Origin of the sequence: Marinomonas piezotolerans (genome assembly GCF_003362755.1) — a bacterium.
In the GTDB taxonomy this organism is placed as follows: Bacteria; Pseudomonadota; Gammaproteobacteria; order Pseudomonadales; family Marinomonadaceae; genus Marinomonas; species Marinomonas piezotolerans.
Map to the genome: position 1 here is coordinate 20,769 of NZ_QKRA01000001.1, position 24,697 is coordinate 45,465.

Consider the following 24,697-nt stretch of genomic DNA (forward strand, 5'->3'; position numbering starts at 1 on the left):
ATTATCATTTTTTTCTGTGTAAATTCTAATCAGGAACAACGAGTTATCGTATCTGCGGTTCTTAAATCATGATTGGAGTTTGAATGAGAGAGAGTGTTTTTGAAATCGGAATAGGGCTTCGCGGGATTGCCGTTGACGAAGAAACAAAGGCCATTCATATCACTGAATTTGCTCAGAGTGGTAACCCCTCGCTCAAAGCATTAGCGAAGCTGTTTAAAATATCCGCAAGGGTGGCGAATGCTAAAGGCTCTTCAGATAAAGCAGAAAAGAAAAAAGGCTTTAAACTGAAAGCTGAAAAATTCTCTGCTTATGCGTTACCTAATAGTATTCAAGTGCTTTATGACTTTGAGAACGATACCTCTGATTTGCTTGATTCAAGAATGGACGTATTGCGTGAAGTTTTAGATCGCCAATTCGCTGGAATCGAGACCTCCGCTTTCGAGCTTAATACGAAGAAGCAGCCAGTAAATCGCACATATGAAGCATCGGGTTTTTCTAATCCAAAAGACGCGTATGAAATGATGACGGTTTTTGAAGATCTTATTGTCCGAGAGGGGCTTGATGAAGTACCTATTACGTTTCCAGGGCTGGATAAAACTCGAAAAATCAACTTTCAGGCAAAGCCTAGTAAGCCTGAATTTGAACCAGATGATCGAGATTTGTACTGGGAACGCTACGAAATAATAGGGGGGCTTAATAAAGATCGCAGTATTCTTGTTGTTTCTGAATCAGGAAAAGGAGAGAAGAAAATAGTCTTAACTGCGGAACAGTTTGCTTTTTTCTGCGATAGGTGTTTTTCATTCAAAGCCTACGAGCTTTACAATTTTACTGTCACGCAGATTAAGCCAAAGCTGTTTAAACTGCTTGATGTAAAAAGCGCTAGTGCTCAGACAGGTTTTGATATTTGAGCTTGTTGTTTGAGGGGCGTTTACAAGAACGTTGGGCAAAGGAGCGCTCGACGCTATTGTTGCGTAGTGATGGTCTAGAGCTGTTGCTTTTTAACCTTTTTAGAGCTAACGACCTCGAGCTGGATGTTCTTCACCACTATCAGCCATTACACAATGAAGAACTGTATATACTCAAAGACCGTGTTCAATATAGCTGTCATAAGAGCCTTTCACAGTATCCTTTACTTTCTCTTTTATCTTATGATGCAACGCTACACGGAGAGTCAGAGCAGCTCGTCGTTCAAAAACTGAAGTCTTCAATGTACTTTGCATTGGTCTGTGAAGATTCCACCTTCAATTTTACTTCTGTTGCGGAGGCTGCTAAGGAAATTCGGCTAATATTGTCGAGCACTGCATACGTATCTAAAATTAAGTCCATCCCGAAGCATCTTTCAACGGTCGAAACATTAAGCTATCTATGCAATGAAATTACAGGGCGATACACGATCTCTCAGGTCTATTTAAAAATGGTCCGTAATGGCTGGAACGTTTGTTCAAATTTCAAAGATGAACAGCCTTTAATCAAAAAACCAAGAATCCAGAAGCGACGCCCTAACCCCAAAGTTAAACCACCTATCCAAGTTGAGCCATTTCCCTTTGATGGCAACGATTTAGATATCGAAGACGTTCCCGACGTCAACGTGGTCGAGTTGGATCCTAGCGCAATTAGTCCAACAATAAGGGCGGAGCGTGAAATCTTTCGAAATCAAGTTCTCACATCTAAAGAGCAATTTGGTCTTCAATATGTCACTTATCGTCTAACACCTTCAGAACTGAGAAAAGTTATTCAGTGGATTAATAGTGCATCTCCTTCGCACGATTCTGCGCTGGCCTTTCTAACAATGCTGACCGCTTTGAAGTTACATGAAGTGCTCGGTTTGCACATAGCATTGTCAGACAGTGATCAAGATGTATTTAAGCAACTAGACGATAGCTATGGTGTTATTAACCTAGAGTCAGGCGTGTACTGGCGTAAAGAGCTAGATATCAGTGATAGCTACCGGCCTACTGATTCAGATGAGCGATGGTTAAGCCCTCATTCTAATTGGCTTAAGTTACCTATACCAAAACCGTTTCTTTACTTGTTCAGGGCTTACTTTAATTCATTTGAGGCTGGTTTGGTTGAGCAGATATTGCCTTCAGAGGTTGTTGGGAGGGCATCCGCTTTATTGACGGCGGCTTGTCGTGAGATTGTTCATTCCCATGATTTTAATAGGCGCCTGACCCATAAAGCGCTTCGATATTTGCTATATGGGTGTGTGGTATCTAAGCACGGAAGACATAAAGCTGCTCTCATTTTTGCCAATAACGAATTTGGGTTGTCAACTTGGCACTATTACATGTCCGATAAAGTGTGTGATTTGCAGGCAGCGTTTATTGACACCTGTGCGCAAGAGTTGAGATTTGAATTTGAATGCGATGTTCTCGACTCGGATCGAGACCTCGTGGTGGGAACAAGGTTAGCCTTATGTAGGGAGAATTTTTCTCAGCAGTTGGCTGAGCGCGTAAGCCTTCTAAAAGTGTCGTTAGAAAAAGTACCGAATAGTCGTTCTTTAAGTGCTCTACAAGAAACCTATAATCAGCTCGTTTCTTATACGGTATTAATGTTTTCCATTGTAACCAGTCATCGACGTAGTAAGAGCATGTTCATTGAGCATTACTGCTGGAATGAGGATTATACGTGTGTGCTTGTGGCCGACAAAATACACTTTGGTGAGAGCGCAACGCGAATTATTCCGGTGCCTGAGCTTATGACTAGGCAGATTCTCAACACTTTGGGCTGGATTGAGAAAATAGTTAAGCGTCTTCGTTTGTTGGATACGGAAATGGCAAAGAAGCTTAGTGCATCCATTCTTCGTGATGGCAATTCCCCGTTTTTAGGTTTATGGCAAAGTGATGGCTCGTTGGACACGCCCAGTACATCCCAGATCGAGGTATTTATGGGGGAGGGATGGGGCTTGCCACAGAATGTCATGCGCCACCTTTCGTACCATGCGTTATTTGGCTACAGCGAAGCTGTGCCGTACTTGGATCATCAAATGGGACATATTTCTTCTGAGATGCATTCATTTCAAAATACATCTGTGATGCTTCGAGACAGCTCCGAATTTGAAACTCATCGAAGTGTAATTTCTAAATGCCTTGAAGAATTGGAGTTCGAGGTGCTTGGGCGAATGAGTTCTTCTAACTCTGGAAAGCGCAATAACGGTCAGTTTGTCCCTTGTTCCATAAGATCAAAAACTACTCTCAAGTCCAAGAATATAGTGCAGACGTTGCAGGCTGACTTAAGGGCTTTGATTGATAAAGCGATTAAATCAAATAAAGATTTCTACGAATTGCTGTCTGAGTTTTACTGTGATGATCCTTATCTGCATGAGCAAGCGCTAGAGTTAGTTAATAAAGCAGGTAGCAACAGCTCTGATAGTCAGGAAGTGGTCAGTATTGATGATTTAAAGTCAGCGTTGGTTGGGAGTTTCAAGAAGCCTCCCGTTACTACCGCAATTTTGCCATATAACGCTATGCTTTCAGAGCGGCATTACCACGACTTAACAGCCTTGTTTTATGAGTTCGTTCAAACGCTGTTAGCACATCAAAAGAAAGTGTCTAAAGAGACATTGGGCAGTGCGTTACTCTTTTCTATGGTGCTTGATGGTACGGGGGATCTATCTCCTCAGACATTAAAGAAACAAGTGGCGATTAACTCTGCCCAATATATTAACGGTTACATGAATGCTGAAATGGATGATGGCGGTACAACTTTTTTCGGTGGTTTGTCTGCGATTCTTTTGGCTATGCTGGTTAAAAGGGAAGACTCTCAAACGATTACATTGAATCCGAAAGGCCTGGCGGCGTTGATGAGTGGTCAGTGTCAGGAAGACAAAGTAGATAAATCAATAGCGAATAGCTATAAAAAGTTTTCTGCGTGGTTCGCGAGAGTGCATAACAAGGCAATGACGTTCAGTATGCTTTTTAGACTTATTGAACATGCACCTAGGCGATTTGAATCTGGGAGTTTATACGGTCTACGTCAAGGCACGTTACGGGTGAAAGGGTTATCAAATCATACGCTCATACGTATGCTAGATCGTAAGCATCGTTATGTTATGCCTTCTAATACAGAGACGGCAATGCAGATTGTTCCTGAACGCACATTCTTCAAAAAATCACGGCACTCGAATGAGTACTACAAAAAGTTTATGGCGGATTTTCGTCAGAAGTTTGAGCGTTACTCTGGAACATCAAATGAAAAAATTGTTAGGTTTTGGCAGGATCTTATCGCCAATGAAAGCGCAAAGAAGCTCGCTGATTTAGTAAAAGCATCTCACGAACTACCTGAAATTCTGGTGCTGATCCTTACTTGGCTTTATAGGGCGTCAGGCAGAAAAGGGCAGCGAGCGGGCGGCTTGGCCCCTTCGTCGATTCAGACCTATTTTTCTAAAGTAGCGCCAAGCTTGTGTGAGTTTGCTGCGAACGCATCGTTGACGACATTTGATTACGAAGATTTCTTGGATCTTTATCAGGATGTCATTGATTCGGGAGATGCTTCTAGCCGCTTGGAAAGGGCTAAGATATTGGCTGATTTTCATACTCAAATTCATGAGGTTTTTGGTGCCGTTCATTTGGACTTTCGAGATCTGGATGTAGGAAGTCATGAAACAAGAACGACGGGAAGAGTGGTCATGCCTTGGGAGTATGAGCAAGCCCTTACCATGTTGTTGACTGATAAAGATGCCAATTTGCATGAGCAGTATATTAATGCAGCAATATTAATATTCTGTTGCCGTTTGGGCCTTAGGCGGCAAGAAGTGAGGCGCTTAAAGTTGAGAGATTTCTCGCTTGAAGATCAGGTGCTCCACATAAGGACTCATCGTATTTCAAACGAAACGGTTCGAGTTAAGTCAAAAAGCGGCAATCGTCGCATTCCTTACTTCTTGTTCCTTAATGACACTGAAATGCGGTTACTTAGTTGGTGCATGGAGCAGGCGGAAGCTCAGAATAAACAATCCACACCATTATTTTTTGACTCGATGAATCCGAGCGAAATTCGCTATATGGATAGTCACTTTAGTCGAGTTATTGAGGCACTGAAGCTTGTTACAGGTGACCCAAGCATGCGTCTTCATGATGGGCGTCATACTTTTATCAGCTTTACTGCTACATCACTTGTTCTCAAAGACCAACAGAAGGACCCAATATCTAAAGTTGTTAAAGAATGGATGCGAGTTGATTCGTTTACAGACTTTCAAGATCGTTTTGCTGATACATGTGTGGCGACGCCGTCGACAAGTCATGCTTTACTTCCTGCATTGGCTCTTATGGTGGGGCATTCTAATGCGACGACTACGTTGTCTTCATATACACACTTAATGGGTTATTGGCGTTGGTTATCTGTTGAGGCTGAATTTAAAAAGATCAAAAACCTGGATGGAGTTTTATCAGAATTATCTTCAATACCACGTAAGCGACTCACCGAAATGAAAAGCGAATGGGGTTTGTCCGCAAGCTTTGCTGTATTAAAGGGACTAAAAAAGAATATGTTGCCCGAGGTCATTGGTTACCAAGTCGAAGACAGTGATGTTGCGCCTTGTCTAAGTTTGCAAGAGAAAGACAATATCACTCCCGTAATCAACGAAATTCAAAAGATTGAAAAAGCACTTCGCTACCATGAAGACATAGAAAAGCAGCTTTGTGTTGATTCAGGTTCAACACCTATATCGCCTTCAAGCGCCCAATATGCGCTGACACAGTCTTATATTAAGGGTGTTCGAAATGTATACCAAGCTGTTCTTTCTAACCATGTTTCCTACAGGGCTTATAAGATTTCTTCTAACGAGCAAGGGGTTGAGTTCATTGGACAACCACGCTTGTATGAGGCACGAAACTATTTCAAAGATCCGGCATTTTATCTACTGCTCGAGCACTTGATAAAGTGTAGAGAATCCAATACGGAAGCATTCATAGCGTTAGCGCAGATGTGGGCACATGGATGGTATGACGCAAAGAAGAAGCTTTATATAGCATCAAATCAAGTGGAAGAGGCCAAAGCTGCATTTGCAAATTGTCTACTCGCATTTGAGATAGGTAAAGAAGGGATTAATAGACGCTCAAGCGGGGTAGTTCGTGATTCGTTACCGGTTGAGCAACTGAGCTTTAAGAGAGGCCCCATATCCATTCCGCAATTTAGTCATGCCATGTTCCTGTTGGTTCTTTTATCTAAATTGTGAATTGTAGGTGTTTGGCGTAGTTGTACAGCTTCAAATCAGGTAATGTAAGCCTTTAGTAAGGAAGCTATCAGTCTGAAGATTAACGGATTTTTGAATAAGGATCATTCATGGGTGCTAAGCACGACACCTTATTTCGCACACTTGCAATGTTGCAAGCGATTCCTAAAGAGCCGCGTTACAAAGCCACTTCAACTATTCATGCCGCATTAGAAGAAAAAGGTTTTAGGATTTCTTTAAGGAGTGTTCAGCGTGATCTGAATGCGATGACATCACACTTACCTATATATTACACCGAAGGCGATGGCGAGCGTCGTTGGAGTCTGGCAGAAAGCTTCAATGACTCTAAGCTGGGCCTAGACACACCCACAGCCCTGACACTTGTCTTAGCGCACGAATATCTTGCTGATCTATTGCCACAAATCGCCGTCGACCAAATTTCATCGCAATTCAAAGCCGCTCAACAGTATCTCAATGCGTTACCGACTAATCATTACTCTGGTTGGGCCAACCGTGTAAAAGCCATACCTAACGGCAAAACTCTCATACCAGCACAAATCAAATCAGGCATTTGGGAAGCGGTATCGGAAGCCGCGCTAGAAGAGTACGCCATCGAAGTAACGTACCTCAGCAGGAAACACAACGAGCCCAAAGACTACACGCTGCATCCACAGGCTATCGTTGTTCGCCACAGTGTTAGTTACATATTGGCAACCGTAAAAGACTACGATGACATACTTCAATTTGCGTTACATAGAATCCAAAAAATTGAGCGCTCGGATAAAAGCTTTCGTCCACTTAAAGGGTTTGATCTGGCTGAATATATAAACCAGGGTGGTTTTAGCTACCGACAATCGTCACAGCCTGTTGTGCTTAAAGCACGAGTGAAAGAAGAGATCGCTTGGTTGCTATCTGAAACGCCTTTAAGCGAAGACCAAGATTTAAAACCAGGAGAAGATGGTTGGTATGGACTGACTGCTACTGTTTCAGATGACCAACAGACTCTTTGGTGGATACAAGGCTATGGTGCGGCGATTGATGTGCAGGAGCCATTGAAATGGCGTGAGCACATACATCAGCAGGCTAGGGAAGTGCTGGGGTTAATTTAGCCCGACTGTCATAGGAATAGCGACATATTTTGTCGCGCTAACTTTATATGATGGCAATCAGAAAATTAAGGTGAATCAATGCGATGGAATATTGATTTCATTGCATTCAAATAGGGAATAAATGGATGTCGGTTCAAGTCGCAACCTGCACGGTAGACCAGCTGATTTCTCAGCATCTAATTGATTATGAAGCAAAGGACGGTACTGCAATTGTTTGCAGTGAAGGTCAACCTATTACCGGAATGCTCTCAATTCCAGAATATCAACGACCTTATTGTTGGCAGCGGCAGCAACTTAAAAGTTTGTTAGAAGACATTAAGTCACATAGGTTACTAAGTTCTGAGCAGCCATATTATTTGGGAAGCCTGATTCTTCACCAAGAGATGCTAAGCAATGGCATAAGCCGACTCAACATCATTGATGGCCAGCAACGGGTGACAACATTAAGTTTGATTGCTTTTCTATTGAATCCTTCATTAGGTGCCTCAAATAGTCTGTCCTTCGATAACCTGGCTAGCCAGCAGCAAATCAAACATAACCTTAAATGGTTGCAAGAACACTTAGATGAGCTGAAGGATTGCATCGCGCTAGATAAATTGCAGTTCACTTTAGTCGTAACTCAGTCCGAAGATGATGCGTATCGTTTTTTTGAAACACAAAATACTGGCGGTGTTCGTCTTGGTGGTCCCGATATTATCAAAGCCCATCACCTTCGTGCGGTTGATAAGACCTTCCAAACGATGTTTGCTCAAAAATGGGAAGGTTTAGGTGAGTTAGATGCCACCATCAGTGCTTTGCTAAAAGGTCGTTTCTGGCAACAAATGAATGCTCGCGAGCTGCCCTCCTACCAACAGACAAAACTCGTTAAAGACACGATTGTGAAAGAATTGGCGCAAGATACAGGAACGTCAAAAGAGGATATCTCTTACGGGCGTATTCGTCGTGTACAGGGGCTTTCAGGTGAGATTAGTCAGCAAATTAGTCAACAAGGCTATGATGTACGCCAACCTCTTAATGCAGGAACCAACTCGATTCACTACTTAAGCTATTTCCAAGAGCTGTCACACCGTTACTGGGAAAATCCAGATTTGCCGCATTTGGCGAGTTATCAAGGGTTTGTAACTTGGCTAAAGAATCTTGATGGCTGTGGTTACCTCGAAGGTTTGTACCAAGCCTGTCTACTTTTATACATCAGCCAGTTTGGCGAAGATCAACTGGAAGTCGCTGCGAAAAAGCTCTTTCGGGTTGTGTATTCACGTCGTGTCAGCAACCAAAAGGCAGTGCGTGAAAATTCCATTTCTGCATTTGTGAAAGAAACTCCGGTTTTAGATTGGATAGCACTTAGCTACACGCCTGATCAATGCTGCAAGCGATTAGATCGTTTTGAGCTCAGAGTCGACCCCAGCAATATAAATGGAAACAGTGTTAAAAAGCGCTTTATGGACAAGGTAAACAATGAGTTTGGTTTGAGCCTAAACGATGAACAATATGAAAAAGAATTTGCCGTAGCATTAACGCGTAAAGTGACAGGGAGTAGTTTATGAGCACGGGGATCATTCAGCCAAATCAAGTCAACACAGAGCTGCTAACACTTGAGAAAGTAAACAGCAGAAAAATGGGCTTCATTATCCCGAGTTACCAACGTCCATATGTGTGGAGCGAAGACGATGTCAAAAAGTTATTCGATGACATCAAAGAGGCTTACTTAAATAATGAGCCACATTATTTCATTGGTAGTGTGCTGTCTGCGATTCGCCCAGTAAACGGCACAGATACCTATGAACTCATTGACGGTCAGCAGCGGACGACGACTCTAATGTTGGTTTCGATTGCGTTTAAAAACGTGGGCATCGAATCGCCATTAGCGGAAGTTTCGCTGTTAGACGCTCAACCTCGATTGAATTTTGAGATACGTCCAGCAGTGCGTAATTTACTAGGAAGTAAAGCTGGAATTGAGACGCTAAGCCGTCCAGGTGATGATGCCATCGAGAATGACCCGTATTTGAAGCACCTGAGTGCTAATCTCAAGGTACTTACAGACCTAGTCCAAACATTTCAAGAACAGCTACAGACCCATTCAGTATTAAGTATCGGGGGCTTCGCGGAATACGTATTTAAGCAAGTAGGCTGGGTCAATAATATCGTCCCAGAGACGATGGACCTTAACCGTTTGTTTGCTAGCATGAACACCGCAGGTATTCAGTTAGAGCCGGTCGACCTTCTTAAAGCCAAGCTGTTGAAAATCATCAAAACGGAAAAAGTGTTGTACAGCCGAATTTGGGAAGCGTGTGAGCACACCGAGAACTATTTTGAGCGAAACTTGAGACAGCTTTTTTCTGATGCTAATTGGAATGCTATTGAATACGGCATGTTAAAATCCTTTTCTCCAGAGTTATTTAACTTAACAATTTCAGTGGAAGCGCAGGGAGTGTCAGGCAAAGATTCGACTGCAAAAACGCTTCAAGAGTTATTTGGTGATCTGTCTGAAACTACACAAGCAAAGGAAGGTGGCTCATCAAGTAAGACAAACGAAGAGCCGGACCTAGATGAAGAAACTGTCTACTGCCGTTCTGTCATCAGTTTTGAATTGCTACTAATACATACCCTACGAATCTTTTTTGCCAGAAAAGGTTGGGAAGACCTCAAACCGCGTATCAAAGCGGGCAACTTGATGGCGTGTTTTAAACCCTTGGTAGCTCTTGATGAGGACGCTATTAAAGAGTTCATTGAACTACTTTGGCAAGTGCGCTATCAGTTTGACACTTGGGTAGTGAAATGGGTCGAGCACGATGATCAAAACGATCCGCAGCTTCGATTAACGTCTATCAGTCGCTCCCTCAGCAGTGGCAAGTACTACATCAACAGAACGGCGCGAGAGCTAAGTGCATTGGTACAGCTACAAGCAGTGCGAAACTTCACCGGCGACCGTTCTGCTCACTATTGGTTAGGGGCATTACTACAAAAACTGGTTGAAACACCTGATATGTCTTATGAGCAGGTATTGGCAACTTTAGAGCGTATCGATAATCAACTGTCATTGACTACAGAAACACAGAAAGAAGCAACATATAAGTTACTTCAAGGTCAGTTGCCAATGGTGGCGCAATGGTCTGATCAAACTGGTTATTTTGAACTGTCTCATGGCACAAGCTTTGAGCATTATTGGTTCCAGAAGATCGAATACCTACTGTGGAAGCAAGGCGATAAAACGAACGACGAAAGGCTTAAACGCTACCGTATTACGTCGAAAAACTCGGTAGAGCACGTTCACCCGCAAAATGAAGAGTATCAGAATAAGTTGGATGATAAGGTGTTGAATGCTTTCGGTAACTTGGTGTTACTAAGCCCTGGTGAAAACTCATCGTACAGCAATCAAACGGTTGGTAAGAAAAAAGCCGATTTTGATGTTAAGCCTCGTTATGATTCCTTAAAATTAAGAGAAATTTTTAAACTCTACGAACAGTCCAATAACCAATGGACTGAACGAGAAATTTCTGAACATCAGGCGCATGTACAAGCCTTATTTAAACTGCATTATTTGAGTTCATGATTTAAATCGCGCTTAAAGTTTCGTCCACTAAAGACAACAATCTAACTGAGTAAATAGAGCTTGACGGGGTAACTTATAGAAAGCCATTAGAGGTCATGTGCCAAGAGTTTGAATGAAATACGAAGTTGCTTGGTTAATGTCCTAAACGCTTTTAAGTGAACATCAAAAATAATATGAGAATAGAGCTCCTGAAGTGAACTGATTTTAACTGTGTGAAATGACTACCAGACACTGTGAGGCATTAAACTTTAAATACTCAACCAACTTACATTGCGAAAACGGAAAGACTGATTTAGGGATTATCAGAATGTCTTCAGCTAACACATCTCAGCAGATAGCGATCAACCACCATAAAGGGCCACTTCTGATCATAGCAGGCCCTGGCTCAGGTAAAACCTATACTCTCGTTGAGCGAATTATGAATCTCATTCGTGTTCATAACGCGAAACCAGAGCAATTGTTGGTTGTGACATTTACTGAAAAAGCGGCTCAGGAGCTCAAAACTCGAATTGCAAATCGTCTATTAGAGCTTGGATCTGATTTCAATGTGAATGAAATGTACCTAGGTACATTTCATTCGATTTGCTTGCGAATCCTTGAGGAGTACCGAGATTTTACTCGGCTAAAGCGAAGCTTTGTGCTGATGGATCAGTTTGATCAGCAGTACTTTTTGTACCAAAATCTCCGTGAATTTAAAGATATAGACGGGATTGAACACATCTGCGGAGAGCATAAGATCCCTGCATGGGCAAAGTCTGAGAATTTGCTTGAGTGGTTGAACAAGACTTCTGAAGAAGTTCTCGATATTGATCGGCTCTGCAATTCTCCTGATGAGGCAATATGTGCTTTAGGAGAAAGTTATCGTGTCTACCAAAATTTGCTGCAGAAACACAATTCACTCGATTTTTCATGTATCCAGCTTGAGACCTTAGTGCTCCTCAAAGAAAACTCTCATGTTCTATCCGAGCTGACAAGCAAGCTAGAATACTTGATGGTAGATGAATATCAGGACACCAATACTATTCAGGAGCAACTCCTGAAGCTTCTAATGGGCGAGAAGCAGAATATATGCGTTGTTGGTGATGATGACCAAGCACTTTATCGTTTCCGAGGAGCCAGTGTTCGAAACATCCTTGAGTTTCCTCAGCAGTTTTCTCCCAATAGATGCCAACAGGTAAAGCTTTCAGTTAACTATCGCTCTCATCCAGATATCGTGGGCTTCTACGATACATATATGGGTGATCAAGCTTGGTTTTCAGATGGTGTGAGCTATCGCTATCCAAAAACGATAGTGCCTTGTGGTAATGAATTTAAAGAAGGGCCGACAGTTGTTAGTGCTATCACTCCGGAGGGGGAGGATTGGCATGGTGATGTCTTTCAGATGCTGATGCACCTAAAAGAAAGCGGAAAGTTAACGGATTGGAACCAAGTTGCTTTTCTATTTCGCTCGGTTAAGTCTGATAAGGTTAAAGCTCTTGCTCAATCGCTGGAAGATAGTGGAATTCCTGTATATTCACCGCGAGCGAACTTGTTTTTTGAGCGAGAAGAAGTTCGATACCTTATTGGTGCTCTCCATATGATATTTCCGATGGTGATGGTTGAGCGAAAGAAGAGAATAACTGAAGGGCGGCTCTTGCCTATATGGGAGTACTACGAAAGTTACTGTCTCAAGCCGTTTATGCAGAGCCTGAAAGCGCCTGAGCAGTCCGAGTTACTTGAGTGGTGCAAAATAAAGGCTAAGCAGCACATAGCCCTCAGTAAAAACGCTGATTCTTCATTTCTTTCTCTCTTTTATGAGCTTCTGCAATTTCCTTTGTTCTCTAGCTACCTTGAGCAAGAGAATGGAAATGAGAGAGCGCAGAGAAACTTGGCGCAGCTTAGTCGAATGCTAGGAAAGTTTGAGTACCTACATCATGTAAGTGTTCTTAACCCTAAGTATCTTACTAAAAATCTTAGTTCGTTATTCGATAACTTCCTGAAGTTTCTGTACGAGGGTGGGATTGATGAATACGAGGATATGTCTGAGTATGCACCTTCTGGTTGTGTGTCATTTCTAACAATTCACCAGTCCAAGGGGCTTGAATTTCCAATTGTATTTGTTGGTTCATTAGAAAGTATGCCGCGTAAGCAATACAGTGACCTAGATGAGATTATTGAAAACCAGTACATGGGAAAACCTCCGTTTGAACCATTAGAAGATACCAAGTATTTTGACTTCTGGCGTTTGTACTACACCGCTTTTTCACGCCCTCAAAATTTATTAGTGCTTACTGGTCAAGAGAAAAGTGCCCATGGCAAAACACCGTCTCGATACTTCACTGACTATACAACCAAACTACCGTGTTGGCGGAGCGTTAAGCATCACTTAGCTGGGATAGAGTTTGAGCAAGTAAAAGATGTAAACATCAAAAACGAGTATGCTTTTACGTCTCATATCACACTGTTTGAAACGTGTGCAGAGCAGTATCGCTTGTTCAAGGACCTTGAATTTCAGCCGGTAAAGGCTAGTCCTATGTTATTCGGTACCTTGATACATGAAACCCTAGAAGATGTGCATAAGGTAGCTATTCGAGGTGAGGTTGAGAAGCTAACTAAAGAGAACATTGAAAATTGGCTCCTTGATAACTATCAGAATTTAGCCAACCGAGAGCGGATGTATCTGGGGGAATCGACATTAGGTGCAGCTCTGAAACATATCATGCGTTACGTCGAACGCAAGGGGCATGATTGGTCAGATATCAAAGAAACGGAAGTCGACATTTCTTTAGTAAAGGATCGCTATGTTCTCAAAGGAAGCGTTGATTTGATCAAAGGCGAAGGCGATACCGTTGAGATTGTAGACTTTAAGTCAGAGCGAAAGCCAGACATGGAGAAAGACCGTGAACGTATCAAGCATCATCAGCGTCAGTTGGAAGTTTATGCTCATTTAGTAGAGCAAAATACAGGACATAAAGTAAGTAAAATGCATTTGTATTTTACTGGTGAAATCAATGGGTTACCAACTATTAGCTTTAGTAAAAGCAGTTCTTCAATTGATCATACCATTGAGGAGTTTGATAGAATCGTGGACAAAATTGAAACTAAGGATTACTCGCTTAAAGCGCGACCAGATAAAACATGTGTCGACTGTAGTGCTAGAGCTTATTGCGACCGAAAAAATTGGAAGTTTTGTTGCTAACTGCGTTAGTGCACAACTATGTGAAGAGAGATAACTATGTCGAACGACCAAATTAGCGTAGAACAATATGAATTTAAGCCAATTAAAGGGCAGCCTAAGCTCCGATGGGATGGAAAAAGGCCTTTCCGTTCTACCCAATACTTTCCAGCTCAATTAAAAGAAGTTTATGGTCAAGAAGATAAAAATGGGTGGCTGAATAAAATTTTTTGGGGAGATAATCTACAAGTAATGAGCCACTTGTTGAAAAAATACCGTGGAGGAATTGATTTTGTTTACATTGATCCTCCATATGACTCCGCTGCCGACTATAAGATGAAAATAAAGGTAAAAGGTAAGACGGCGTCATCATCAGCCAGTTCATTTGAAGAAAAACAATATACGGATATTTGGTCTAATGATGAATATTTGCAGTTTATGTATGAACGAGTAACTCTAATCAAAGAGTTACTTTCTGAGCAAGGTGTCTTAGCCCTTCACTGTGATTGGCATAAATCACACCATTTACGATGTATTTTAGATGAAATTTTCGGGCCAGAACGATTTGTAAATGAAATTACTTGGCACTATTACAACAAGATGCAGGGTAATATTGGTAGATTTGCCTCTAATCATGATCAAATCATTATATATAGCAAAAGCGAATCATATAAATTTAATAAAATTAGAGAGTTAAGAGATAAGCCAATAAAACAAATTAAGCGTGTTTGGAGTTCAGAAACACAGTCATTAGTTAATGCAAAAGATAGCAATGGTAATGTAATCTACATTGACTCAACACATAGAACTGTTGATGACGTTTGGCGATTATCAATGCTTCAACCTTCGGACAAGTTGGAAAACATGAACTATCCAACACAGAAGCCAGAATCATTGATTGAAAGGCTTATCTATGCTTTTACAGATGAAAATGACTTAGTGTTTGATTGTTTTTCTGGAGCAGGATCTGTAGCTGCAACTGCGGAAAAAATGGGGCGGAGATTTATTGTATCAGACATAAATTTAAGTGCTGTTAGTATTTCAATAAAGCGATTGAGTCAAATTATAGCGAAAAATAAAGAAAGTCTTCCGATCAAAAATGGTTTAACTATTGATAACTATAGTGACAGTTTGGTTAATAGGGAATGTACTGGTTTTGAAGTTTATAATGTAAACAATTATGACGTCTTCCGGAATCCGGTAGAAGCAAAAGAGCTGTTAATTGAATCATTAGAGATACAAAAACTTGAATCAAATATAGTTTATGATGGTGAAAAAGATGGCTATAAAGTAAAAATTATGCCTGTAACCCGTATTGCAACTAAAGCTGATCTCGATGATTTTATTGCTAACTTACCATACAAACAATTTGAAGCACGTAAAGAAGCTGAACCTAATAAATGTGTCGAAGAAATCATGCTGGTTTGTATGGGGCATGAACCAAGTTTGGCTGCTGATCTAGAAAATGACGTATTGACCAATGGCTATAAGATCAAGGTAAAAGTTGTTGATATTCTGCGTGATAAATCAGATTTAACTTTTAAATATGATTCTGAAGCTTCTATTAAAATTGATAATAATAAGCTGATCATTGAAGCCTTCTATCCAAGAAACCTTCTACAGAAGCTTAGTCAACAAAAAGATGATATCACTGAATGGCGTGAGATGGTTGAGTCCATAATGATTGACTGGAACTACGATGGCGCAGTTATGGAACCTGCACTGATTGATATCCCTGCAAAGAATGATTTTGTTTCAGGTGAGTATGAGATCCCTAAAGGTGCTAGTAATATTAAGGTTAAGATCACTGACCTGTTATCTGAGTCCTATGAAGAGGTGATCGTTTATGGCTAATGCTCAAGACAACTTCGAGCTTAATAACTCCTTTTATGTTCATTTGTTGGAATTCTATAAGCAAAAAAGAGGTTTGATTCGTCAAAGCTATACACGTTTGACTAAGGCTTTTTTGGACTATAACGCCCCAGATCGTCCAGGAAGTTTTTTACGTGAGCCGCAGTTTGAAGCGTTGGAAGTCTATGTCTTTCTGAAAGAGTTTCTAGGTAATAAGCCGGTTTATCAATTGTTTGAAGACTGGTTTAAAAGCCAAGGGCAATTTGCTGGCCGAGTATCGGGCATTACTACGATTGAAGGTCAAGTCGTTCAGGGGGACATGCTTTGGGAGATGGCTGAAAAGTCGTACCACGGAATCTTCAAAAAAATGAAGGCTACGAACGGCGGACGTCTTTACCCGAACTATATTTTTGCTTTAACCATGGGCACGGGTAAGACCATCTTGATGGCTACCTGTATCTTCTACGATTTCTTAGCGGGTAATAAAAAAGGTAAAGATGAGCGATTTATACAGAATGCGCTTATCTTTGCCCCTGATAAGACTGTATTGCAGTCGCTACGTGAAATAGAGTCTTTCGACCATTCCAAAGTTGTACCGTCTGAGTATATGCCTATTGTCGCCGAATTTAAGTTTCACTACTTAGAAGATACGGGCGTATCACTAAATACAATAGATGGTTCGAAGTTCAATATCGTTGTATCCAACAGTCAAAAAATTATTTTACGTCGTGACAATAAAAACAAGTCGAGTGTAGACAAGCTTTTCAGTGCGACAAAGGATGTTTATAAAGGGCTAGGCGATGTTGGCGATGAAATGGCTGAGTTATTGGATCTTGACTCAGAGTTAAGCATTGTGGCTCCTGAAGAGGAAGCAGATTTAGTCGCTAACCAACGCTTTAGGAAACTAGAACGCTTGCCTCAACTTGGTATTTTTGTAGATGAGGCACACCATGCTTTCGGAACTAAGTTAGCCAAAGATATGGGTATACAAGCAGACAACACTGCAAACTCGCTACGAAAGACGATTGATGAACTTGCAGTGAATCTTAAGCAAGCTGGTACTAACGTTGTTGGTTGTTATAACTACACTGGTACACCTTACGTTGGAAAAGAGGTCATCCCAGAAGTGGTGTATGCCTATGGATTGCGTAAGGCAATTGATAAAAATTATCTAAAACAAGTTAGGCTAAACGGCTTCAGCCATACCCGACACGAGGAGTTTCTTGAAATCGCTGTTGAGCAGTTTCTCTCAGAAATAGACAAACTTAAGACTACTCGTATCAAAGATGATGGCGTAGAAGTTACTGAGCCGTTTCGACCTGAAGGCATGTTACCTAAAATGGCTATTTTCGGTACTACCATAGAAGAAATAGAAACTGAAATACGACCTGCTGTTGAAGCTGTTTTAGCTAAACACGGAATATCCTCGGATAAGATATTGGTCAATGTTGGTGATACCAAATTGACCTCAGATGATGATATTCGTGAATTCAATAGTCTTGATACACCTAGGTCCGAAAAGCAATTTATTCTATTGGTAAATAAAGGGCGAGAAGGATGGAACTGTCGCTCTCTATTCTCTGTTGCGCTATATCGTGAACCAAAGTCAAAGGTATTTGTACTTCAGGCAACTATGCGCTGTCTGCGTGCGATAACAGAACTTCAGCAAACAGGGCACGTCTTCCTGACTGAAGAGAACATGAAGTTACTGGATAAAGAGCTTCAGGCTAACTTCCGTATTTCAACAGATGAGCTTAAGCCTGATACCGACAAAGTACAAGTACAAGTGCGCGTTGAGCCGCCTCCGGTAAAGATTCCGCTTAAACGTATATATCACAAGCGCACGTTAATTGAGAAAGGTGAAATCCAGGAAGGGTATAAGCTTGGGCTAGATGAAATTGAGGTGGATAACTACCGATTAATTCATCAGTCTCAAGATGGTCTATTGATGCCTGAAGATCTAGGTCGAGTAAGGAATCGCACACAAACAGACTTGTCTAGTCGTCGAAACCAGAGAACATTCTCGAAACTTTCTTTGGTTGCAGACATTGCGAGATACATCAACAAACCGTGTCTACAGTTGGAAAAAGTTATTGAGAAAACTGAAGAAGGTTTTGATGGTATCTTGAAACTAGTAAACCAGTTTAATGACGTTCTTTATGATCATGTCATTCCTAGATTGTTCAGGGCAATGTTTGATATCGAATCAGAAATCACATCGGAAGAGCATACTATAACTTTGGTTAAGGACGCACCTAAGAACCCTGGCTATTACGCTATGACGGCTTCTAACGATAAGATCATCAGCAAATCTGATTCAGCCTTAGCTGACTATGTGAGCAAAAGCTTTCATGTTGATAACTACTGCTTTGATTCAAACCCTGAGCGTCAATTCTTCTGGGACATGCTACACGAAGAAAAAGTCGAAAAGATCTGGTTTACTGGAATGCTAACTCACGGTCAAAGCGACTTCGTTATCCACTATGTAGATACAGAAGAGCAGCGTGTCCGCAGCTACTACCCAGACTTCCTGATACAGAAAGAAGATGGCTCTTATGTGATGATAGAAATTAAAGGAGAGCATATGATCGGTACACAAAATGTCATCGACAAAAAAGATGCCGCAGAATTGATGGGTGTGGCATCAGGTATCAAATACGAATTAATTGCAGGTAAGTCTGCTCAAGCAGGGACCTACGGTCGTGAGTTTTTAAGCTAAGGAAAGCTCATTTAGTCGAGATAAGTTATTATCTTTTTAACTCTTGATTTCGATTATTTGAAGAGTAAGTGTTATTTAACACTATAACTTACTGATTTAATAATCAATATTAAAGTTTTTGGATTCACGTATGGATACTATTAGTTACTTAAGATCTAGAAAAGCAATTCAACTGAAATTCTCTCTGCAAACTGGTAGAAGTGTAAGTTATATTATTGATAGAGCAAACTATGTAGAAGATGGGAGGAAGTTTTTTCATGGTAATGTTAAAATTTCTAATTTTCTAGGTTGCAGTATTCCTGGTAGGCCAAATTTAAAGGTATTGTCGGAAGAGGATTTACTCGAATATCCGATATCAATATTGAGAAGTGTTTCAAAAGCAATATTTGATCTAGAGTGTCTAGTTGAGAGTGATTTTTTCAACATTTATAATTTGGTTAAGAATAAACATTCCACTACAATTTTAGAAAAGATTTTTTTAAGTGTTGATTTTAAAGATAGTTTTTGGTCTAAGGTTACAAAATTTGAGTTGTTGGAGCTTTTAGATGAGTATAGCTATTGGGTTGATTGGATTGTTTATTTAGAATTTGTAAAGGTTGAAATCTGTAGCGCTAAAATTATGCTAGAGGAATTGAATAGGCCTCTATTTAAACAGTTGAGAAATTTTTCATGTTTTGTTGAAAGTGGTTGGGATAAAGATGAAAAAGTATTTAAAAGTATTTTGTCAGATATTGATTTCACAAAAGGTGATTTTTTAGTTGAATGGCTCGAGAATTTTGATAAAACGAATATTCATTACAACATTTTAAGTCGAAGGGAATATAATTCACTGTATTCTTGGTTTCTACTTACGTTAATTTATATTAGTAGAAATTATAAGAGTAATGTCTGGGGAACTGCTAAGCAGTGGAAAAGAAAAGGCTATGTTTTAAAAGAAAATGCAAAGCCCGCCGCTGTTTTTCATAACTTTTTATCTAAAGATAAAATAAACCCTGAGACAAATGAATTTGAATCTGGTTTCTATGGTAAGAAAACTTCAATTGTATATAACTCTGAAGAAGTCTTGTCATTTGATGGGATGAAATATGGAGATAATAAGGTCGCTAAATTTGAAAAAATTGATGATAGATTATCCGAGTTATGTGTTGAGGTTTTAGAATCAAATAGTGCGTATTATGATATAGATGAAGATGTTATTTATATGCCTGAGAAACGTTTTTTTATAAAAGAAAATTCTACTGCTTCTTATTATTCTACATTGCTTCATGAAGTTATTCACTGGACTGGAAGTGATATAAGGTGTAATAGAAATATTCGGAATGATTTTGGTAGTGATTCTTATGCGCTTGAAGAATTGGTGGCAGAATTAGGGGCCAATTTTCTAAGCTCTAGATTTGGGTTTAGAAAAAAAGTGAGTAAAAATTCTATTCGATATATAATTTCTTGGTTGTCAGGTTTAAATAAAGAGCAGTGGCTTGATAGTTTAGAAGAGGCTGCCGTTCTTGCAAATAAAGCATCTAATTTTGTTATGTATAAATAGAAATTAATTGTAAATTTAAATTTGGAGTGCAATAAATGAGTACAACATCAACTTCACGATTATTAACAAAATACGGTGTTTTAGTTGAAGATATCGGTAATCATGTAAAAAATTTAGATCGTATACCTCATTCTGTACCAGATGAAACATTTAAACAGTGGAAAGAGCGTCTTTTTGGAGAGAATGTCCCAGATATGGCGATGTATGTGCCATGGATTCCACCGCAACAAACGCGCATGTCAACTTTGAAAGATATCTGTGCTAGTGAACATATCTTGCGAGCGATGAAGGAATATCGAGCTTTATCACAAGATGAAGCTGATTCAGTTGCTGAAGATGCACGTCGACAATTGAAAGAGGCCAAAAAGCAGGTTTCTAATGTTGAGGCTTCAAAGAAGGATTTAGAAAATCAGCTTGCTGAAAAAGATAAAGAACTTAAAGCAATCAACACGATTCCGATAGAAATGTTAGAAGATCTATTTACTGATTTGGGTGACGAAGTGCAACCATCAGTAAAAGAGTTCATGGAGCGCTACTTAGAAGAAGATCATGCAGAATTAGACACTCGTAAGCTTCTAGCGCAGCTTTTAGGTTTGTATAATCGAGCAGTAACTCAATATCGAAAAATTGACCCAAATCTTAAATAGTAGGTTCGCTATAAGGGTATTTTCTAAAGGCAGCCTTGGTGGCATTTGTTGAAGCCAAAGTCACTTATCCACTATCTCAATCTCCGTAACGCTGGCACCTTGATAGGTGCCTTCGCCTATATAGTACCTTAGCTTTATCTCGCATTTCGGGCATACGAAGGTGACGTTTGGGTCGATACATTCATCTTCAATAAATCCCCAGCCAATGTAGTAGTCACAGTTTGGACATTTCATGATCAAGCTTTCCTTTTGATGGTTTTGAGCCATCATTACATCTGATACGACAGTGTTTGTCGTTTGGGATATTGGGTTTTGGTTACGTTTTTAGTTGATGTTTATTTAGTTAACTCGTAAGATTGGTTCCGAAAATAGTTTAAGTTTTTTATTTTAAATCAATATCTTACGGCGACATGTTTTGTCGCGCTCTCGTCTTATGATTGCCCTTGTCATCAATACAGCAAGGGCACTTTCTATGATTATCCATTCTGATCACCTTCGTCGCTTTCCTGATACGAACCGCGTTTTTCAGCCAGATACACTTCATCCTGAGTTCTATATGCCACGTGCCAATTATGTGTATGAGGTGGATTTATATACTTTTAATGGTCGTAACGATCGCCCTGGTTACTTGGGTGGGCGCGCTATGAAAAAAATCAAAAAGGCTTTAGTGAGCGCATTACAAGATAGAGCGCTTAATGATGCTGATTTCGCGACGACGTTTTGGATTTCTCGCTACCGTATTACGGACTCCATTGCCACTGACCCTATCTACATTGCGTCCATGGTCGATCTGCAAGACTTTATTTACTTTGATGAGATCGCATTCGCTTTAGAAGAGCACTATGACTTGGAAGAAATCCAAGAGCAAGACGGTGGCTTTTTACGTGAAGTCGAGGCCCATAAATGGCGTGACAGTGCACATCGCGTTGAACCTTGGGTGCACGTCGAACAAAGTGAAGTGTGGTTCCCATGCTCAGAGCATAAGTGGTTCTTATGGGATAACAAGATTGACCTTGAGCGTCACGAGTTTGGCATTTACGAGGATTGGGAATGGGACGGAAAGATCAAGTTCTCACGCCAAGAGTTCATCCAACATGGTATCCGCAACATGATGCCCTATGGCGATGAACAACACACTCAAGCTGAGTTGTTCTATGTGATTGAAAAGCTTCTGGCGCGCGTAGTAAATCACCCTCATGGGAAGATCAGCGTTAAATCGTTGAAGTTTCAATTGCATCAGGATGCTTCAGAAAAAGTGTTGCCTATGGATGCGATCCCGACGACCTCAGAAGAGTGGGTACCGCTAAAAATCAATTGTGATGGCAATAAGAAGTCAAAGCAGTAGAGGAGCTTACCATGGCAATATTACGTGAGGCGTTATCAGCCCGTGACAAGCGATTGGAAGAGTTGGTGGCTCAGCAGACTCATGATGACGTATTTCGTTTCGAAAACTCCGCGCTGATTTGGGAGATTACCTATCCGATCAAAGAGCGGCTACTTATTCATCCGTATCTTCCTACTTATCGAGGTATTGTCATCAAGCGTAGCAAGCTTAATGACGGTCGTTGGCAAGAGATTGAGCAGGATGCTGGGCTGCCTCTGCTTACTTGGGCGCCGACGTGCCCAATTCTGGCTGAGGTGGTGCGTTTCATCCCTGAGGATGTAAAGGCGATGGCGCTTTCTGTTCGACATCTACAGATCTCGATGCTGAATATGTGTCTTCGGTCTGACGCGTTCAAGCAGCTGTGTCAGTCAGATTTTAATTTGGCCTGGCTGTTCTTGGGCCATGTCCAGCAAGCGCATTGGTCAAAGGATGAGATTGAGCATTGGTTAACACGCCCGCGTGTAGATTTATTAGAGCTTGTGGCAGGACATCGTAAGAAATGGATGCTTAAGTGGCTACGAAAAGTGAGCCCCAATGTAGGTGATGTGCATGATTGGCAACGACTGCAAAAATGGTTACGTGATCCGCTGCACGTCGCTTATCTAAATGGTTTCGGGCAAGCGAGTGTGTCTTTCTTACAAATTCAGACTTTGTTTGATTTGCCGGTGGATATTCGCCAATGGAAAGACGACTTAGAAGAGGTCAAGTCGCTTTCAGGCAAAGACATTCGCAGTTGGCTGTGGGAAGTGAAGAATATTGCTGTAGATACTCAGCGTATTGGTAAGGCACTAGGCATTCCTGCTTGCAGCCACTTTGATCGCTTGTGCTCGTTTGCTGGGCTTAAAAAGCGTCATGATAAATGGACAGAGCGTTTAATTAAGGCGCTACCCAACGAAGCAGGGTTGCACAGTGTCTTTCCTAAACCGCCTTTAGAAGAAACTGAGTTGATTAAGCCGATCCGTACAGGGTTCGCCCTAATCGAAGAAAGTGAGCGGATGAAGCATTGTGTGGCCAGTTACAGTGACGCAATCAAACAATGTGAATGTTATATCTATCAGTATTTGGGCGAACAGCGCGCAACGATAGAGCTGACTTGTTTGAACGGTGTCTGGAGTCTGGGGCAAATCAAAGGTCGTGAGAATGCCGACGCAACACCAGAAACGTTAAAAGCGGTACAGGAATGGTTTGACCAGTATGAAGGTTCCTTGGCGGCCTACCATAAACGCCGTCGGGCTTTAAGGGCAAAGCCTAATGATGTGTTTTTCCCAATGCCACCTTATATGTCAGAGGGACTTCTGACATCGATCGAAACGGAGGACATGTTTCGTATCGAGCAACGTTATATGAATGGTCATATTCAAAGCACCATTGATCAGATTCGAAACGGTGAGCGCTATGTCTATCGAGTGGATGAACCCGGCAAAGAGCGCGTGATTGAATTTGAGCGTTTGGACGATGGTCGTTGGGAAGTGATTAATGCTGTGCGCCGTGATGGGACGCGTCGCCAATATGATACGGATCTCTTGGATTGGTGGCTTGCAGTAGCCAATGGGGAACAGGATTGGATGGTATTGGAGCAAGGAGATGGGTTATGAGTACAAACCATGCGGAAATGATGTTTGCTCTTGCCGAAGATCATGCTCCTAAAATTCTATTGGTGGGGATTGGCGGCTGTGGATGCAGTGCGGTGGAGGTAATGATGCAATCTTCCCTGGCTGAAAAGGTGACCTTGGCTGCAATCAATACAGATCAACGAGAGCTCAAGTTAACAAAAGCCCCAGTGCAGATCCCAATAGGAGAGGTACTAACAAAAGGCCTTGGAGCAGGGGCGATGCCTCATGTGGGCGAGCAGTCTGCCCGTGAGTCAATCCAAGATCTCGAAGCGCTGATTCAAGGCGCAGATTTAGTCATCACTGTGAGCGCAGGTGGCGGCGGCACAGGTACGGGGGCCACGCCAGTATTGCTGGAAGTATGTGAACAGTTGCAGGTGCCGACCATCGCATTTGTTGTGCGTCCTTTTAGCTTTGAAGGAAAGCGACGTTTAGTCTTAGCTGATACGTTAATTGAGCGTTGTCGAAACCTAGCAGGAACGACCTTTGTTCTAGAAAATGCCAAGCTACAACAGGCGTTAGGTGCGGACGCCAAGCTCGACGATGCTTTGGAAGCCGCAAACCACTATATAAATGAACTGGTCTCGGGATTGTTGGCAACCATTGATAGCGAAGCCATTGCACGGATTGATTTTGCTCACTTGCTATCTGTCTTGTCGGGTAAGGGAGTTGGGAGAGGCAGCGTTATCGAATCCGCGAATTCTGAAACAATCATTGAAAAGGTAGCTGATTTTCCGTTGCTACAAAGTATCCAACCTGTAGAGGATGGCGATAGTAACGCAAAGATCCTGATGCATATCTGGGCACCAGAGTCTTTCACTCTAGCCGATTATGCCGAGATCAATGAAGCGCTTCATGAACAGTTATCAAGCTATGCAGATTTGACCAGCGGGTTTAGTGTTTGGGATAAACCTAGCTTTCGAGTTGTGCTTTTTGTGAATCATATATCGACGTGATTCATCAC

The 24,697-nt window shown here is 41.4% G+C and carries 14 protein-coding genes; 13 read left to right on the forward strand and 1 reads right to left on the reverse strand.

Annotated elements, in window-relative coordinates; all coding sequences use genetic code 11:
• Positions 1 to 83: 83 nt before the first annotated feature.
• From DN730_RS00105 to DN730_RS00150, 10 genes are all read left to right on the forward strand, one after another.
• Entirely contained in the window at positions 84 to 908 is an 825-nt protein-coding gene (locus tag DN730_RS00105) for a hypothetical protein (protein ID WP_115466082.1), read from the forward strand.
• Positions 905 to 6,172 carry a site-specific integrase gene (locus DN730_RS00110; protein WP_115466083.1) on the forward strand — a complete coding sequence of 1,756 codons (5,268 nt, stop codon included), beginning with the start codon at positions 905 to 907 and terminating at the stop codon, positions 6,170 to 6,172. The genes DN730_RS00105 and DN730_RS00110 overlap by 4 nt, the downstream gene beginning before the upstream one ends.
• Positions 6,173 to 6,279: 107 nt before the next feature.
• Positions 6,280 to 7,278 (forward strand): helix-turn-helix transcriptional regulator, encoded by a 999-nt coding sequence (locus DN730_RS00115; RefSeq protein ID WP_115466084.1) that lies wholly within the window; start codon positions 6,280 to 6,282, stop codon positions 7,276 to 7,278.
• 125 nt (positions 7,279 to 7,403) lie between these two features.
• Positions 7,404 to 8,822 carry a DUF262 domain-containing protein gene (locus DN730_RS00120; RefSeq protein ID WP_115466085.1) on the forward strand — a complete coding sequence of 473 codons (1,419 nt, stop codon included), beginning with the start codon at positions 7,404 to 7,406 and terminating at the stop codon, positions 8,820 to 8,822.
• Complete coding sequence (locus DN730_RS00125; RefSeq protein WP_115466086.1) at positions 8,819 to 10,828, forward strand: DUF262 domain-containing protein; 2,010 nt, start codon at positions 8,819 to 8,821, stop codon at positions 10,826 to 10,828. The genes DN730_RS00120 and DN730_RS00125 overlap by 4 nt, the downstream gene beginning before the upstream one ends.
• 307 nt (positions 10,829 to 11,135) lie before the next feature.
• Positions 11,136 to 14,006 carry an ATP-dependent helicase gene (locus DN730_RS00130; RefSeq protein WP_115466087.1) on the forward strand — a complete coding sequence of 957 codons (2,871 nt, stop codon included), beginning with the start codon at positions 11,136 to 11,138 and terminating at the stop codon, positions 14,004 to 14,006.
• A 36-nt stretch (positions 14,007 to 14,042) separates the two neighbouring features.
• Entirely contained in the window at positions 14,043 to 15,836 is a 1,794-nt protein-coding gene (locus DN730_RS00135) for a DNA methyltransferase (RefSeq protein ID WP_115466088.1), read from the forward strand.
• Positions 15,829 to 18,552, forward strand: coding sequence for a DEAD/DEAH box helicase family protein (locus tag DN730_RS00140; protein ID WP_115466089.1), 2,724 nt, complete (start codon positions 15,829 to 15,831; stop codon positions 18,550 to 18,552). Before DN730_RS00135 ends, DN730_RS00140 begins: the two co-directional genes overlap by 8 nt.
• A 130-nt stretch (positions 18,553 to 18,682) precedes the next feature.
• A complete protein-coding gene (locus DN730_RS00145) occupies positions 18,683 to 20,092 on the forward strand; it encodes a zincin-like metallopeptidase domain-containing protein (protein ID WP_115466090.1) in 1,410 nt (469 codons plus the stop codon).
• A 35-nt stretch (positions 20,093 to 20,127) separates the two neighbouring features.
• Positions 20,128 to 20,739, forward strand: a complete 612-nt coding sequence (locus DN730_RS00150) for a hypothetical protein (RefSeq protein ID WP_115466091.1) — start codon at positions 20,128 to 20,130, stop codon at positions 20,737 to 20,739.
• Between the two features lie 60 nt (positions 20,740 to 20,799).
• Here DN730_RS00150 and DN730_RS19115 read toward each other — a convergent pair whose 3' ends face one another.
• The gene (locus DN730_RS19115; protein ID WP_170139000.1) at positions 20,800 to 20,973 is read right to left on the reverse strand and encodes a hypothetical protein; all 174 of its coding nucleotides are present in this window, start codon (positions 20,971 to 20,973) and stop codon (positions 20,800 to 20,802) included.
• Positions 20,974 to 21,211: 238 nt separating this feature from the next.
• Between DN730_RS19115 and DN730_RS00155 the strand changes: the two genes are divergently transcribed.
• The 3 genes from DN730_RS00155 to DN730_RS00165 are packed head-to-tail and all read left to right on the forward strand — an operon-like array spanning position 21,212 to position 24,689.
• The gene (locus DN730_RS00155) at positions 21,212 to 22,084 is read left to right on the forward strand and encodes a hypothetical protein (RefSeq protein ID WP_115466092.1); all 873 of its coding nucleotides are present in this window, start codon (positions 21,212 to 21,214) and stop codon (positions 22,082 to 22,084) included.
• A gap of 11 nt (positions 22,085 to 22,095) precedes the next feature.
• Positions 22,096 to 23,718: a PcfJ domain-containing protein gene (locus DN730_RS00160; RefSeq protein WP_115466093.1), complete on the forward strand. Its 1,623-nt coding sequence runs from the start codon at positions 22,096 to 22,098 to the stop codon at positions 23,716 to 23,718.
• Positions 23,715 to 24,689, forward strand: a complete 975-nt coding sequence (locus tag DN730_RS00165; protein WP_115466094.1) for an FtsZ/tubulin family protein — start codon at positions 23,715 to 23,717, stop codon at positions 24,687 to 24,689. Before DN730_RS00160 ends, DN730_RS00165 begins: the two co-directional genes overlap by 4 nt.
• The last annotated feature ends 8 nt before the right edge of the window (positions 24,690 to 24,697 follow it).